Annotated in this window: 10 protein-coding genes, 1 tRNA gene and 1 pseudogene; 10 read left to right on the top strand and 2 right to left on the bottom strand. The window is 65.7% G+C overall.

Annotated elements, in window-relative coordinates:
• The first annotated feature begins 3 nt into the window (after positions 1-3).
• The 9 genes and pseudogenes from A6745_RS19165 to A6745_RS19120 form a co-directional block, all read left to right on the top strand.
• Positions 4-291: a helix-turn-helix domain-containing protein gene (locus A6745_RS19165; RefSeq protein WP_066131403.1), complete on the top strand. Its 288-nt coding sequence runs from the start codon at positions 4-6 to the stop codon at positions 289-291.
• Between the two features lie 268 nt (positions 292-559).
• Positions 560-772: a 30S ribosomal protein S21 gene (gene rpsU / locus A6745_RS19160; protein WP_066130597.1), complete on the top strand. Its 213-nt coding sequence runs from the start codon at positions 560-562 to the stop codon at positions 770-772.
• Between the two features lie 48 nt (positions 773-820).
• Positions 821-2,953: a DNA primase gene (gene dnaG, locus A6745_RS19155; RefSeq protein ID WP_066130595.1), complete on the top strand. Its 2,133-nt coding sequence runs from the start codon at positions 821-823 to the stop codon at positions 2,951-2,953.
• 1,043 nt (positions 2,954-3,996) lie between these two features.
• Entirely contained in the window at positions 3,997-6,255 is a 2,259-nt protein-coding gene (rpoD, locus tag A6745_RS19150) for an RNA polymerase sigma factor RpoD (protein ID WP_066130593.1), read from the top strand.
• 7 nt (positions 6,256-6,262) lie between these two features.
• Positions 6,263-6,341: transfer RNA gene (locus A6745_RS19145), tRNA-Ile, on the top strand.
• 163 nt (positions 6,342-6,504) lie between these two features.
• Entirely contained in the window at positions 6,505-7,461 is a 957-nt protein-coding gene (locus A6745_RS19140) for a tripartite tricarboxylate transporter substrate binding protein (protein WP_066130592.1), read from the top strand.
• A 352-nt stretch (positions 7,462-7,813) separates the two neighbouring features.
• Positions 7,814-9,370, top strand: coding sequence for a PAS domain-containing sensor histidine kinase (locus A6745_RS19135; RefSeq protein WP_066130590.1), 1,557 nt, complete (start codon positions 7,814-7,816; stop codon positions 9,368-9,370).
• A 219-nt stretch (positions 9,371-9,589) separates the two neighbouring features.
• A protein-coding gene (locus A6745_RS19125) for an IS3 family transposase (protein WP_407922726.1) occupies positions 9,590-10,725 on the top strand; the annotation gives its coding sequence in 2 pieces (ribosomal slippage) (positions 9,590-9,845 and positions 9,845-10,725; 1,137 coding nt in all).
• Positions 10,726-10,783: 58 nt separating this feature from the next.
• Positions 10,784-11,446: pseudogene (locus A6745_RS19120) on the top strand (YoaK family protein); the annotation flags it as partial.
• Between the two features lie 46 nt (positions 11,447-11,492).
• Here the strand turns inward: A6745_RS19120 and A6745_RS19115 are convergent.
• Positions 11,493-11,816 carry a hypothetical protein gene (locus A6745_RS19115; RefSeq protein WP_231886039.1) on the bottom strand — a complete coding sequence of 108 codons (324 nt, stop codon included), beginning with the start codon at positions 11,814-11,816 and terminating at the stop codon, positions 11,493-11,495.
• Between the two features lie 111 nt (positions 11,817-11,927).
• Between A6745_RS19115 and A6745_RS19110 the strand changes: the two genes are divergently transcribed.
• On the top strand, positions 11,928-12,173 hold the full coding sequence (locus A6745_RS19110; protein WP_066130586.1) for a hypothetical protein: 246 nt from the start codon (positions 11,928-11,930) through the stop codon (positions 12,171-12,173).
• A gap of 115 nt (positions 12,174-12,288) precedes the next feature.
• On the opposite strand, the gene A6745_RS19105 is transcribed toward A6745_RS19110, so the two are convergent.
• A complete protein-coding gene (locus A6745_RS19105) occupies positions 12,289-13,746 on the bottom strand; it encodes an aminotransferase-like domain-containing protein (RefSeq protein ID WP_066130583.1) in 1,458 nt (485 codons plus the stop codon).
• Between the last annotated feature and the right edge of the window lie 483 nt (positions 13,747-14,229).

Raw genomic sequence — 14,229 nt, 5'->3', positions numbered from 1 at the left:
GTCATGCCTGATCTTCCTTTGATCTTTGGCGAAACTTTGCGCCAGCAGAGGGTCGCACGCTCCATTTCCCAGGAGGAGCTTGCTCACAAGGCCAGCGTCGACCGTACTTTTGTTTCCAGAATCGAGCGCGGTATCAGGCAGCCCACTATTTCCACGCTGTTCGGTTTGGCGCAGGCCCTGGAGATGGCGCCGGAGCACCTCGTTGAAATGGTTGCCTGCCGATGGCGGGAGGCGGCGGTGTGCGAGACGCAAGGCGATCTGCCTGCGGGACCCGGCTCGGTGACGGGATGAGGCAAATTCACGACGCGGGGCTGGCAATCCACTCGTGATCCGTGTTAAATTCTCTGGTTACCACCGATCCGATATCGGAATGTTTCCGCGGGTCGGCATTTTTCGCCTTTTTCGTGGCTGCGGCGGTGCGGCAATTGCCGCCGACGTCCCCAGCCCAGGCAAAACGATAGTCTCATCACCTGCTGCGCCCTCTGGGGTGTCCGCGATGGGCCTGTCATTTCGCCGGGGCATGAACTTTTACCCTTTAAACAGCAGGCCAACCACCTCTATGCCTATCGTTCGACTGAAGGAAAACGAACCGTTCGAAGCCGCTCTGCGTCGCTTCAAGCGCACCATCGAAAAGACCGGACTGCTCACCGAGCTGCGCGCACGCGAGTTCTACGAGAAGCCCACGGCAGAGCGCAAGCGCAAGCACGCCGCCGCGGTCAAGCGCCACTACAAGCGGATTCGTAGCCAGCAACTGCCCCCGCGCCTGTACTGATTCTTGCCGCAAGCAAGAGTCGCTGGCTCGACTTGATTCCAGAATGTATTGATCCCAGAGTCGTTCATTCAGGATCTGCTCGCCCGGGTTGATGTCGCGGACATCGTCGGGCGGTACGTGCAGTTGCGCAAGGGTGGGGCCAACCTGCTTGGCCTGTGCCCCTTCCACAACGAAAAAAGTCCTTCTTTCACCGTCAGCCCCACGAAGCAGTTCTATCACTGCTTCGGCTGCGGCGCCCATGGCAGCGCCATTACGTTCCTGATGGAACATACCGGCGCCAGCTTCCCCGAGGCCGTGCGCACGCTCGCCGGCTCGGTGGGCATGACGGTTCCCGAAGAACCCCGCAGTCCTCGCCAGCAGGCCGAGTCGGCTCGCCGCAAGGCGGAAGCGTCGCGCCACACCACGGTGCTGGACGCCGCGCAGGCGCATTATCTGCGCCTGCTGCGCGCATCTCCCCAGGCCGTCGCCTATCTCAAGCAGCGTGGCCTCACCGGCCAGATCGCCGCGCATTTCGGATTGGGCTGGTCGGGCACCGACCGCCACGGGCTTTCCAAGGTATTCGACAACTACGACGATCCCACGCTGGTCGAGGCGGGCCTGGTCATCGAGTCCGAGGACGGCCGGCGCTACGATCGTTTCCGCGAGCGGGTCATGTTCCCGATCCGCAACGCGCGTGGCACGCTGGTGGGCTTCGGCGGGCGCGTCATCGGCAAGGGCGAGCCCAAGTACCTGAACTCGCCCGAAACCCCGGTCTTCTCCAAGGGGCAGGAGCTCTACGGCATGTGGGAGGCCCGCCAGGCCATCCGCCAGGAAGGCGTGGTGATCGTGGTCGAGGGCTACATGGACGTGGTGGGCCTGGCGCAGTTGGGCATCGCCAACGCCGTGGCCACGCTAGGGACGGCCACGACGCCCGATCATGTGAAGAAGCTGCTGCGCGCCAGCGACAAGGTCGTCTTCAGCTTCGACGGCGACAAGGCCGGGCGCCGCGCCGCATGGCGGGCGTTGCAGGCTTGCCTGCCGGTGCTGCGGGACGACATCAGCATCCGGTTCCTGTTCCTGCCCGACGAGCACGATCCGGATTCGTACGTGCGCGAATTCGGCGGCGAGGCCTTCCGCAGCAGTCTGGGCGAGGCCTCGGCGCTGTCGCGCTTCCTGCTGGATGAACTGACCTCGCATCACAACATGGAAGAGGCCGAAGGGCGGGCGAGCTGCCTGCACGAGGCCGGTCCGCTGCTGGCGGCCATTCCGGAGTGCGCCCTGCGCCTGCAGATCGAGCGCGAACTGGCGCGGCACGTCATGCTCACGCCCGAAGAGATGACGCAGGTGCTGGCGCGCCAGCAGGCGTCTCGCGCGCCCCTGGCGGGCAGCGCGGCCGGCGGTCCGGCCGGCGCGGCCAAGGCGCCCGTGGTGGCCGCGCGCCGTCCCGCCGATGGCGACGGGGCCGTGCCTGCCGGGCACGAGGCTGCGCCCTCCTGGGAGAGCGAGGGCCATTTCGAGCCCGACGGCTACGTTCCCGAATACGGGGATGCCGAGCCCTACATCGACATCGAGTCCTTCACCGGCGGCGGCGCTTCCGGCGGCGGGCGGCAGGGGGGCCAGGGTGGTCAGGGCGGCCAGGGCGGTCAGGGCGGTCAGGGTGGCGGCAAGCGCGATTGGAAGAAGAGCGACTGGAAGGGCAAGGGCGACTGGAAAGGCAAGGGCAGGGGCGACTGGAAGGGCCGCCGCGAGCAGGAGCAGGGCTACGCGGGCCCGCGCACCATGCCGTCGCTGCCGCGCCACCTGCTGTGCCTGCTGCTGGCGCATCCCGAACTGGTCGACAGCATGGGAGACCAGCAGCTTGAAGTCATCGACCACGCCCCCCATCTAGGGTTGGTGCGTGACCTGATCGTCCTGGCCCAGACCAGCGGCGCGCGGCATCTGGGCGCCTTGCTCGAGGCCGCCGACGACGATTCCGACCTGTACGTGGCCTTGAAGGGCTTGCGCGCCGAACTGCTGGCCCAGGAGGATCTGCCCGATCCGCAGGCCGAGTGGAATGATGCGCTGCAGCGTATCGAGGTCAGTGCGATCAAGGCGGAAATCGAGGCCCTGATCAGGCAGGGCCTGGGGTCGGATGAGGCAAAAACGCGCTACCAGGAACTGTCGAGCCGATTGATGGTCTTAAAAACTACAGGGCAGGGTTGATTTGAGGTAGTATTTAGGGTTTTCGTTCAAGGGCGATTGCAAGTTGCGTCCGTAGTGTGAACAACGTGCAGGGAAGGTGGCAAGGCAGCAGGGCTGGGTCGGGCAGGAATCGCGGGCTTGACGCCGCAGACCGTTGTCCGGGGCAGGCCTGTCGGGATGAAGGATGGCGCCTCAAGCCGGCGCCAGGGACGGCAAGGGTCTCTCAGTTGTGTCTTAAGGTTGTGCCATCACATTGAAACATCGGCTGGTCCGATGCGGCGGAATATCCGCCTGGTGGTACAACCCAAGGGCACGAACAGGGCAGCTTCTGTCCGGCACGGCGGGGCCGTTGCGCGCGTATGCAGTTCACGCGGCGCATCACGGCATGCCGCCTGAAAGCCCTTCGTGCCTGAAACGTCGACCTGCGCGTGCAAGAACCCAAAACGAAAGCCGTAAGCAAGACGACACGGCATCCATCGGCGGCGGCAATGCTGGTGCGATGTCTTCAGGATTGAATCGCAAGCCCGTTGAGCGGGCTTGTGAACCACTGGCGAACGACCGGATCATGACTGCGAGGCCAGGAATCTGTTACTGTCGGTTGCCTTCGGTTGCCTGTTACCGAAGGCGGCTCGCGGAGTATTCCGGCTGAGGGGTATCCGGTACGTATTACCAAGTTTGTCAGTATTTGCAGTATAGCCAGACGGCAGGTCAGGCGGTTCGATCCGTTCCGGCTGCCGGCGATGAGGCAGGAAGTTGTATTGCGTCGAACAGCAACGCGCGGAAACCCCGGCAAAGCTGGCCAGCCTGTTACAGGCACGACAACTTCCCCCGTTGCCCGGTCGGACGCATCGAATGGAAATGCGATGCCACATGTCTTCGTGCCCCCAAGCGGGCCAGAGAGGACAGGGCTGGGCTCTCGAGAGCCGTTCCGCGCCCAACGCGGACGCGCGATTCCAGCAGACACTGCCGGTTTTACCCGTGCCCGTGCATTTCGCGATCGCGAAAGCCGTGCACGATGACTCAGCCTCCCAACATTATGGGTTGCGATGACGACGGAAGCGATTATGACCAGATCCACAGGCAAATCCACCTCTGAAATCGATACGGAACAGGTTCAGACCCCGGCAGCCAGCCGCGCTCGCACCGCCAGCAAGGCGGCCGAGAAGGCGCCTGCCAAGGCTGCCGTGAAGGTCGCGAAGACGGCTGCGACCAAGACGGCCGCCAAGAAGGTGGCTGCCGCCGACAAGCCGGCGACGGCGCGTGCCAAGAAAGCCGAAGACAAGCTGGCTGACCTGGTGGCCGCGGCGCGTCCGGCCGGCGGCACGGGCCGCCGCCCTGGTCGCCCCGCGAAGAACGCGAACAACGACTCCGACGGTTTTGAAGACACGATGGACGGCGACGGCGAAGTCCTGCCGGACCTGAAGCCGCCCAAGCGCGGCGGCAAGCGCGGCAAGGGTGATCCGAAGGATCTGATCGCCCGCGGCCCGGTCACGCCCGAAGAATACGAAGCCCGCCGCAACCGCCTGAAGCAGCTGATCAAGCTGGGCAAGGACCGCGGCTACCTCACCTACGGCGAAATCAACGACCATCTGCCCGACGACCTGGTCGACGCCGAAGCCATCGACGGCATCATCAGCACGTTCAGCGACATGGGCATCGCGGTCTATGACCAGGCCCCCGACGCCGAAACGCTGCTGATGAGCGAAAACGCGCCCGTGGCCTCGAACGACGACGATGTCGAGGACGAGGCCGAAGCCGCGCTGACCACCGTCGATTCCGATTTCGGCCGCACCACCGACCCCGTGCGCATGTACATGCGCGAAATGGGGTCGGTCGAACTGCTGACGCGCGAAGGCGAAATCGAGATCGCCAAGCGTATCGAGGACGGCCTCAAGCACATGGTCATGGCCATCTCGGCCTGCCCGACCACCATCAACGAGATCCTGAACCACGTCACGCGCGTGCGCGAAAGCCAGGCGCAGATCGATGAGGTGGTCGACGGCCTGGTCGATCCGGAAGACGGCGAGGAATACGCCGGCGCCGGCGTGACCGCCGAGGAAGACGAGAACGACGAAGGTCCGGCCGGCGGCATGTCCAGCAAGCAGCTGGAAGACCTGCGCGTCAAGGCCCTGTCGAAGTTCGACGAGGTCAGCCGCCAGTTCGACCGCATGCGCCAGTCGTACGAGAAGGACGGCTACAAGTCCGACGTGTACATCAACGCGCAAGAGACCATCCAGAACGAACTGATGGGCATCCGCTTCACGGCCAAGATGGTCGAGAAGCTGGCCGACACGCTGCGTGCCCAGGTCGAGGAAGTCCGCCAGCTCGAGCGCGCCGTGCTGCACACCTGCGTCGATCGCGCGGGCATGCCGCGTTCGCACTTCCTGAAGGTGTTCCCCGGCAACGAGACCAACATGCAGTGGATCATCGACGAGGTCGCCGCGGGCCATCCGTACGCCGAGACGCTCGAACGCCAGATCCCCGCCGTGCAGGAACTGCAGCAGAAGCTGATCGACCTGCAGACCCGCGTGGTGCTGCCGCTGAAGGACCTGAAGGACGTCAACAAGCGCATGGCCACCGGCGAGGCCAAGGCCCGCAAGGCCAAGCGCGAAATGACCGAGGCCAACCTGCGCCTGGTGATCTCGATCGCCAAGAAGTACACGAACCGTGGCCTGCAGTTCCTGGACCTGATCCAGGAAGGCAACATCGGCCTGATGAAGGCGGTGGACAAGTTCGAATACCGCCGTGGCTACAAGTTCTCCACGTACGCCACGTGGTGGATCCGCCAGGCCATCACGCGTTCGATCGCCGACCAGGCGCGCACCATCCGTATCCCGGTTCACATGATCGAGACGATCAACAAGATGAACCGCATCAGCCGTCAGATCCTGCAGGAAACGGGCGCCGAGCCCGATCCCGCGACCCTGGCGCAGAAGATGGACATGCCCGAGGACAAGATCCGCAAGATCTTGAAGATCGCGAAGGAGCCGATCTCGATGGAAACCCCCATCGGCGACGACGACGATTCGCATCTGGGCGACTTCATCGAGGATACGTCCACGCTGGCCCCGTCCGACGCGGCCCTGCATGGTTCGATGCGCGATGTGGTCAAGGAAGTGCTAGACTCCCTGACCCCTCGGGAAGCCAAGGTCCTGCGCATGCGTTTCGGTATCGAAATGAGCACGGACCAGACGCTGGAAGAAGTCGGCAAGCAGTTCGACGTCACGCGCGAGCGTATCCGTCAGATAGAGGCCAAGGCACTGCGCAAGCTGCGCCACCCCAGCCGCGCCGACAAGCTCAAGAGCTTCCTGGAAGGGCAGTAAGTTTTCAGGGCCTCTAGCTCATGCCTGGTTAGAGCAGCGGACTCATAATCCGTTGGTGCCGAGTTCGACTCTCGGGGGGCCTACCAAGACATCCCGGGCGATCGGGAATGAAGACAGCCGCCAATATTGGCGGCTGTCTTGTTTTGCGCGCCGGGCAGGGCAGGCGATCTACCCGGGCACGGATGCGCCAGTGGCAATCCGTCAGCGGCAATCTTCTACAATGCCCGGCTGTTTTGGAGAGAGACCGCCATGTTCAAGAAACTGATCGCCGGGGCCACGCTGGCCGCGGCAAGCTTCGCCGCGCACGCCCAGTACCCCGACCACGCCATCCGCCTGATCGTGCCGTTCCCGCCGGGACAGGCCACCGACATCTTCGCGCGGGCGCTGGCCGAGAAACTGGGCAGCGACCTGAAGCAGGCGGTCTTCGTCGACAACCGCGCCGGCGCCGGCAGCAACATCGGCATGACGCAGGCCGCGCGCGCGCCCGCCGACGGCTACACGCTGGTGGTGGCGGGCAGCGCCGCCGCCGTCAACCAGACGCTGTACAAGAAGCTGGAATACAGCCTGGCGGACGACTTCACGCCGGTGTCGGGCATTTTCTCGGTGCCGCTGATGTTCCTGGCCAATCCCAAGTCGGGCATCAAGACGATGGATGACCTGGTCAACCTGGCCCGCGCGCAGCCGGGCGAGCTGGCCTACGCCAGCGCCGGCATCGGCGGCACGCAGCATCTGTCCGCCGAGATGTTCAAGGCGGCCGCCAAGCTGGACATCCGCCACATCCCCTACAAGGGCAGCGGCCCCGCGCAGGCGGATTTCCTGGGCAACCAGGTGCCGCTGATGGTGGACTCGGTGACCGCCGGCATGCCGCACGTGCAAAGCGGCAAGGCGATCGCCCTGGCCGTCACCACCGCCGAACGGCTGCCGCAACTGCCCGAGGTGCCGACCGTGGCCGAATCCGGCTATCCGGGCTTCGAGGCCATCGGCTGGGCCGCGGTGCTGGCGCCGCAAGGCACGCCCGAGCCCATCGTGACGCTGTTGAACGAGCGCATCGGCGCGATCCTGGGCACGCCTGAAATGCAGGCTTATCTGCGCGAGCGCGGCGCGGAACCCATGATCATGACGCCCGCCAAGACCGACGCCTTCATTGCGAAGGAAGTGAAGAAATGGGCCGCGGCGGTCAAGGCATCGGGCGCCGAGGTCGATTGAGAAACCGGGTGGGCGGGCCGGCTGCCGCGCCCCTGACGTACGCGCCGTTGCGGCATGGCGGCGCCGTTTTGCTTGAGGTATCAAGTAATTAGCGGTGGACGCCCACCCCTTGTTTCCGGTACTTTCGACCCGGGCACGTAATATGCCGACGTAGTCGGTCGCTTTGTTGCGCTTCGTCGCGCGGGCGCGCCATACCAGTTACGCGAACGCACATGGCCCACGCTTGCGCCCTGCGGGTGGTGCATAATCCCCCGGATATTGTGTTCGTGCCTGGCGGCGAGGTGTTCGTTTGAGATGAACAAGCCGCGGCTGAATGCTGGCCGCCTAGACCTACCTGGAGACCCTCCCCGCCATGACTTTCCCCGAGCGCCGTCCCGTGATCTCGGAGTTGCTCACCGGAGAACGCCGCTTCCAGCTGCTGGTGGAGGCCGTGAAGGACTACGCCATCTATCTGTTGGACGCCGATGGGTACGTCAGCAGCTGGAACACCGGGGCCGAACGCTTCAAGGGCTATACGGCCAATGAGATCATCGGCCGCCATTTCTCCGTGTTCTACACGCCCGATGACCGCGCCGCCGGCATGCCCTTGCAGGCGCTCGAGATCGCCTGCCGCGAGGGCCGCTTCGAATCCGAGGGCTGGCGGCTGCGCAAGGACGGTTCGCGCTTCTGGACCCACGTGGTCATCGATCCCATCCGCGACGAGACCAACCAGCTGATCGGCTATGCCAAGGTCACGCGCGACATCACCGAAAAGCGGCGCGCGGAAGAGGAGGTTCAGCGCGCGCGCGACGAACTGCATCACGCGCAGAAGATCGAGGCGATCGGCCGCCTGACCGGCGGCGTGGCGCACGACTTCAACAACCTGCTGACCGTGATCCGTTCCTCGGCCGAGCTGCTGCGCCGCCCGACCATCGCTGACGACAAGCGCACGCGCTATCTGAATGCCATCGTCGAGACCGCCGAGCGTGCTGCCGCGCTCACGCGGCAGTTGCTGGCCTTTGCGCGTCGGCAGCCCCTGGATCCCGAATACTTCGACGTGCGCGACCGTATCGAGGGCATGAGCCAACTGATCAACACCACGGTGGGTGCCACGGTAAAGGTGTCGCGCACGGCAGTGGCCGCGCCCTGCGTGGTCCATGCGGATCCGGGCCAGTTCGAGGCCGCGTTGCTGAACATCGTGGTCAATGCCAAGCAAGCCATGCCCAAGGGCGGCGAACTGCACGTGGCGGTCGAGCGGGCCGAGAGCGTGCCGCCGTCGCGGTCGCATCGGGCGCTCATCGGCAACTTCGTGGCGGTGTCTCTGCGGGATACGGGCGACGGTATCGCGCCCGATCTGCTGGACCGCATTTTCGAACCCTTCTTCACGACCAAGACCGTGGACAAGGGCACGGGCCTGGGCCTGAGCCAGGTGTATGGCTTCGTCAAGCAGTCGGGCGGGGAAGTCACCGTCACCAGCAAGCAGGGCGAGGGCACGACCTTCACGCTGTATCTGCCCCGAGCCGAATGCGAGGTCGTGCAGAAGGCGCCGATGCGGGTGCAGACGTTCGATGGGCAGGATCTGCCGCGCCGCAGGATCCTCGTGGTCGAGGACAACGATACGGTGGGCGGCTTCGTCACCAACCTCCTGACCGAGATGGGCCAGGAACCCGCCTGGGTCGTCGACGCCGGCGCGGCGCTGCGCTCGCTGGAAGAAAGCCGGGGCGGGTTCGACATGGTGTTCACCGACGTCGTGATGCCAGGCATGAACGGCGTGGAGCTGGCCAAGCGCATCCGCGCGCAATGGCCGGCCATCCGCGTGGTGCTGACCAGCGGCTACAGCCATGTGCTGGCCGAGCAGGGGGCGCATGGGTTCGAGCTGGTGCAGAAACCGTATTCGGTCGACGTACTGATCGCCACGCTGTCGAAGTGACGGACGCCGTGTAACGGACGCCGTGCAAGGGCGGCGGTGCGGGCATAGAATTGCCCATCGGTTCCGTCCTGCTCCGCCATGCCCATCCCCTATCTGCGTCAACTGACCGGGAACGTCCGCAGCCCGGCGGCCAACCGGCAGTTGGCCTGCTTGACCTGCCCCCTCCCAGCCGTACCAGCGTAATGGCAGCGAAGTCCGTCAACTTGGAGAATGACGGACATGAGAAAGAGCAGATTTACCGAGGAGCAGATCATCGGTTTCATCAAGCAGGCCGAGGCCGGTTTGCCGATCAAGGATCTGTGCCGCAAAGGCGGCTTCAGCGACGCGACCTTCTACAAATGGCGTGCCAAGTACGGTGGGATGGACGTGCCCGACGCCCGGCGGCTGCGTGAACTCGAGGCCGAGAACAACAAGCTCAAGAAGCTGTTGGCAGAGGCCCATCTGGACATCCACGCGCTGAATACGGCCTTCGGGGTAAAGCGCTAGCCCCACAGGCCAAGCGCGCGGCCATCGCCACCATGATCGAGCAATGCGATCTGAGCGAGCGGCGCGCCTGCAGGCTTGTGGGGCTCTCCCGCGACAGCTACCGCCACCCACCCGAGACCGATGCCATGACCCAAGAGCTCAGCAGCAAGATCGTCGAGATCGCGCATGCACGCCGGCGCTTCGGCTATCGGCGCATCCACGACATGCTGCGCCCGCACTTCCCGGCTGTGAACCACAAGCGCGTCTACCGCCTGTACAGCGCCGCCAACTTGGCGGTGCGCAAGCGCAAGAAGGTCAAACGCCCCGCCAACGAACGCGTGCCGCTGCAACTGGCCACGACGGTCAATGAGGTGTGGAGCATGGACTTCGTCAGCGACAGCCTGAGCACGGGACGGCGCATCAAGTGCTTGACCGTGGCCGATGACTTCAGCCACGAGTGCGTGAGCATCTCGGTGGACTGGGGAATCTCGGGGCAATACGTTACGCGACTGCTGGATCAAGCGGCCGTGTTCAGGGGCTACCCGCAGGCCGTGCGCACCGACAACGGTCCGGAGTTCACCAGCCGGGCCTTCATGGGCTGGGCGCAGGCCCACGGCATCCGTCACATCCTGATCGAGCCGGGACGCCCCATGCAGAACGGCTACATCGAGAGCTTCAACGGCAAGTTCAGGGACGAGTGCCTGAACGAGCAGTGGTTCGAGACGCTGCAGCAGGCCCGGTCGGCCATCACGCTCTGGCGCCAGGACTACAACGAGGTCCGCCCGCATAGCAGCTGCGGGCGAATGCCACCGGCCAAGTTCGCCGAGCTGCATCGCCAGCGCGCTGGCGATGCAGCTCAAACCAGCTCAACCACCATCGAGATCAACTAATCTTGCAACCCCGGACTTCCTCGTTATGAATGGCACGGCAAAAGGGGGCAGGTCATGCTACCTGACCTTCGTGGCCGGGGCCGCCAATGCGGGCGGCTTCCTGGCCGTGCAGCAATACACCTCGCACATGTCCGGCATCGTCTCGGCCATGGCGGACCACATCGTGCTGGGCTGGACTGTCCTGTTCCTGCAAGGCCTGGCGGCGCTGCTGTCGTTCGTCCTGGGGGCAGCCAGTTCCGCCATCATCATCAACCTGGCGCGCCGCGCGCACCTGCGCAGCGAATATGCGCTGCCCCTGATGATCGAGGCGGGCCTGCTGATGGGCTTCGGGTTGCTGGGCGGGCACCTGGGCCAGTTGCGCTGGCTGTTCGTGCCGGCGACCGTGATGCTGCTGTGCTTCATCATGGGCCTGCAGAACGCGATGGTGACGAAGGTGTCGCGCGCCGAGATCCGCACCACGCACGTCACGGGGATGGTCACCGACGTGGGTATCGAACTGGGCAAGCTGGTGTACTGGAACATATCCGCGTCGGACGAGATGACGCCCGCGGTGCGCGCCAACCGCGAAAAGCTCTGGACCCTGAGCATGCTGATCGCGTTGTTCTTCGGCGGCGGCGTGGTGGGAGCGCTGGGATTCGCGCACATCGGCTTTGCGGCCACGCTGCCGCTGGCGGCCCTGCTGCTGGTGCTGGCCTCGGTGCCGGTGGCGGAAGACTTGCGGGATTGGGTGCGGGGCTGAGCCGGCCGCCCCTGTGCGGCGTGCCGCGTTACGAGGCCGCCTTGCCGGCAGGCGCGCCGGGTTCGGGCAGGGCTTCGCAACTGAAGGTGACGATGGCCTCTTTGGGCATCAGGCCGGTGGCGTGGTTGGAGGTGACTGCCGGGCGCACCATGCGTTGTCCCTTCGTCTCGCAATAGGCCTTGGCGCGGTCCCGCGTGGCGTTCTTCAGTTCGACCCAGGTCATGGCGCGCATGCCGGCGTTGTACGACACGCGGTACTGGTCTTTGCCGGCGGGCGTGACTTCGCTGATGCTGGAACACGCGCTGAGCAGCAGCAGGCAGGACAGCAGGGGCAGGTGGCGCAAGGGCTTCACGAGATCGATCCGATGAGGGAAGCCCACAGTTTAACGTGAGCGGCGGCAGGGCCGCCGGGGTGGCGCGGCTGCGTGCTAGCATCCGGGCCGAACCCTGCACGCGAGGTCATCATGGAATTGCAAGAACAGATTGCCGTCATCGTCCACACCATTTCCCATCAGGGCGGCCGCATCGAGGCGCTGAACGCCACGCTGGGCGCCCTGCTGCACCTGGCCAAGGCGTCGCCCAACCTGGGCGAGGCCATCGAGGCGCAACTGGAGCAGCAGTACGCCAGCCTGCTGGCGCGCTCCGAGAACCCGCAGTACGTGGCCGGCTATGAAGCCGTGCGCGAGACGGTGCTGTCCGCGTTGAAGTAGCACGCAGGCCGACTTGCCCACAGCTTCTGTGGACAAGTCTTGGGATAGTGTTCTGACAGAATGGAAAAGCGCTTTCCGTTCAAGGGCTTGGGAAACGTGCTCAGTCCGGGCGCGTTCAGGCTGCGGCGCGAGCCGTCCGGGGCACCTCCGCCTCGACCGCGTCGGCCAGCAGGCGCAGCGCGCGGATCGTCGCTGGCGTGCAGGCTTCGCCGAAACTGACGCGCAGGAAGTGCTCGTACCGGTCCGAGTTCGAGAAGATGGCGCCCGGCGCCACGCGCACGCCGTCGCGCAAGGCGCGTTCGAACACGGCGGTGCCCGAAGTGCCGGCGGGCAGCTCGACCCACAGCAGCATGCCGCCCGTGGGCGTGTTCAGGCGCGTACCCGGCGGGAAGTAGCGGGCGATGGCATCGGCCATCTCTTCGCGCTGCGCGCGCAGGCGGGTGCGCAGGCGCGCCAGGTGCCGGTCGAAGGACTTCGAGCTCATCACGTCGGCGGCCGCCACCTGGCCCAGCGGTTCGTTGGGGCGGCTTTGCGCGTACTTCAGCATGTCGATGCGGCGGCGCCAGCGTCCGCCCAGCATCCAGCCCAGCCGCATGCCGGGGGCCAGCGTCTTGTGCATCGAGGCGCAGTAGATGACGTTGCCGGTGCGGTCCCAGGCCTTGAGCGCGGTCGGCGCGCCGTGATCGCCCAGGGCGCCGTAGGTGTCGTCCTCGATCAGCGGCACGCCGCGCTGCTCGCACAAGGCCACCAGGCGCGCCTTTTCCGCATCCGGCATCACGCAGCCCAGCGGATTGTGATGATTGGGAATCGAGACCACGGCACGGATGTCGGGGTAGGCCTGCAGCGCCAGTTCCAGCGCATCCACGGACAGGCCGTGCTGCGCACGCGTGGGAATCTCCAGCGCGCGCATCCCCAGGCTTTCCAACACTTGCAGCAACCCGAAGTAGGTGGGGGATTCCACCGCGATCACGTCGCCCGGTTGCGCCACCGCGCGCAACGCCAGATTGAGCGCTTCGATACAGCCGTGCGTGACGATCACGTCGTCGGCGCGGGCCTGCACGCCAAATTCGAGCGCGCGCCGGGCCAGCACCGTGCGCAGCGCGGGATGGCCCTGGGGCGGCACGCGGCTGCACAGCATCTCGGGATGGCGGCGCAACGCGCGCATCATGGCCTGCTTCAGCGGCTCGACCGGCAGGAATTCGGCCGGCGGCGCCGCCAGCGCGAAGTTGGCCCCGGACCCCTGCGATTCGCACTTGGCGATGAAGGCGGACACGCGGTCGTGGATGCCGACGTATTGCGCGGGATCGGGCGTGCGCAGCACTTCGGGTTCGGCGATGGGCGCCAGCACCGGCCGGCGCGGCCGCAGGACGAAATAGCCCGAGCGCGGGCGCGCCTCGACCAGGCCTTCTTCCTCCAGGCGCCGGCAGGCCTGCACCGCGGTCGACAGGCTGACCTGGTGCGACTGCATCAGGGTGCGTACGGAGGGCAGGCGGTCGCCCGGCGCCAGCACGCCGGTATCGATGGCGCGGCGGTAGTGCGCGGCGACGCGCTGATAGAGAAGCTCGGTGTCCATGCGTGCAGGATGCCTGCGCGGCCGGAAGCGCAACAGGCACAGATCGGTCGAAAAGCCACCATAACAGAGGTTGGGTTTCGGGGCTGTTGCGCTACAGAAACACCTGGCGTGTGCCTGTTGCGCAGGGCTGGGCACCCGTACGCTGTCTCCATCGAAACGCTTCTGGAGCAACGCAATGTCCCCCTTTACCGACCCCTGCGGCGAGGATCTCACGCTGACGCTGGCGCCCGGCCAGGAAACCCGTGTGCATGTGGCCGCCGGCACGATCATCGCGTGCGCCGACGGTACGATTCTGGTGCGTGAAAGCGCCACGCCGGGGGGCGATGACTGGGGCGTGCTGCGCCCGCCGCCGCGGGTGCCGCTGGCCGCGGGGCAGGTGCATCGGGTGGAGCAGGCGGGGGTCGTGTTCCTGCATTCCCTGGGCGGGGCGCAGCTGTATTGCGTGGCACCGCCCGCGCCGGTGCGGGAGTTCTTTGCCGCCCG

The organism is Bordetella ansorpii (assembly GCF_900078705.1).
Taxonomy (GTDB): Bacteria; Pseudomonadota; Gammaproteobacteria; order Burkholderiales; family Burkholderiaceae_B; genus Bordetella; species Bordetella ansorpii_A.
Note: the sequence above shows the minus strand (reverse complement) of the source record. Positions and strands in the feature narration are given on the sequence as shown.

Coding starts and splice junctions, on each gene's coding strand:
- A6745_RS19165 (WP_066131403.1), top strand. CDS start 4: ATGCCTGATCTTCCTTTGATCTTTGGCGAAACTTTGCGCCAGCAGAGG.
- rpsU (WP_066130597.1), top strand. CDS start 560: ATGCCTATCGTTCGACTGAAGGAAAACGAACCGTTCGAAGCCGCTCTG.
- rpoD (WP_066130593.1), top strand. CDS start 3,997: ATGACCAGATCCACAGGCAAATCCACCTCTGAAATCGATACGGAACAG.
- A6745_RS19140 (WP_066130592.1), top strand. CDS start 6,505: ATGTTCAAGAAACTGATCGCCGGGGCCACGCTGGCCGCGGCAAGCTTC.
- A6745_RS19135 (WP_066130590.1), top strand. CDS start 7,814: ATGACTTTCCCCGAGCGCCGTCCCGTGATCTCGGAGTTGCTCACCGGA.
- A6745_RS19110 (WP_066130586.1), top strand. CDS start 11,928: ATGGAATTGCAAGAACAGATTGCCGTCATCGTCCACACCATTTCCCAT.
- A6745_RS19105 (WP_066130583.1), bottom strand. CDS start 13,746: ATGGACACCGAGCTTCTCTATCAGCGCGTCGCCGCGCACTACCGCCGC.